Here is a 914-nt window from a genome sequence, read left to right on the forward strand (position 1 = left end):
ACGGTACCACTGAACATGTCACCACTTGCACCACGTATCGCCCACCCAGTCCGCGTACCTAGATCAAAACAAAGAATCGTGTTAATCACCAAACCGCTCCATACAAAATGTATTTTATAAAAGCACTCAGCAGTAATTATTTCTGAAATAGGAGAATAAATGCCTCTTAATCTTATTCGCACAATTTTTTCAGTTTACACTAAGTACAAAGAGCAAGAAGAACGAAGATTAGGAGCCAAATTGGAACTAAGACCTATTCCCCAACCAAAATATGGTAGTGTTATCCCATCAAAGAAAAGCGTTTTAAGGATAATCTCAGGATCGCTGGTTCATTTACAAGTTACCTTCTATAATCCTACAAAACAGATGATTAGATTGAACCATATATGGATAGATAAAAAGACCTCCTTTGAATTTGTTCATGTTTCATATCTTAAATCCAACCTAGAATTGCATAAACAAACAGAAGACATCTTCATTAAAACGCAAAAAAAACACGTCAACTTGATAACTCCTGAACTAAACCCAATCCAAAATGAGTGGTGTGATCTATTTAGTATCAAGGGTGAAAGTGAACTAACATTTTTACTCATTTTTGCAATGTACAATCCATCTAAAATACAGCCTATAAATATCATTGTAGAACATACTTCTCCAAACTATCCAACCAAAACACTCAAAGCTAATTTTTATCTTGGTTCCTATTGTAATGATGAATAGAACGATATTTTTGAAAAAAATTTTTCAAAGAAAGAACGCTTTCGTGAATAATCCTAATAGCTAAAGCCATATTCTGTACTCCCAATAATAACGGAGTCGCTCCCATATTCTACGGTGCCAAGGTAGAGATGCCATATATCGTTGTGGTGTTAACATAGACAATTCATAAGTCTTATTAGAAACGAACTGAGAGT

General features: G+C 34.6%; 1 protein-coding gene. It reads left to right on the forward strand.

Annotation, left to right across the window (positions count from 1 at the left end):
• The first annotated feature begins 159 nt into the window (after nucleotides 1-159).
• Nucleotides 160-720 carry a hypothetical protein gene (locus ACFINH_RS10035; protein WP_375627055.1) on the forward strand — a complete coding sequence of 187 codons (561 nt, stop codon included), beginning with the start codon at nucleotides 160-162 and terminating at the stop codon, nucleotides 718-720.
• Nucleotides 721-914: the final 194 nt, after the last annotated feature.

It is taken from the genome of Bartonella sp. AA74HLJMH (assembly GCF_042197045.1).
Lineage (GTDB): Bacteria > Pseudomonadota > Alphaproteobacteria > Rhizobiales > Rhizobiaceae > Bartonella.

Excerpts from the sequence above, each read along its gene's own strand:
- ACFINH_RS10035 (WP_375627055.1), top strand. The coding sequence starts at position 160 with ATGCCTCTTAATCTTATTCGCACAATTTTTTCAGTTTACACTAAGTAC.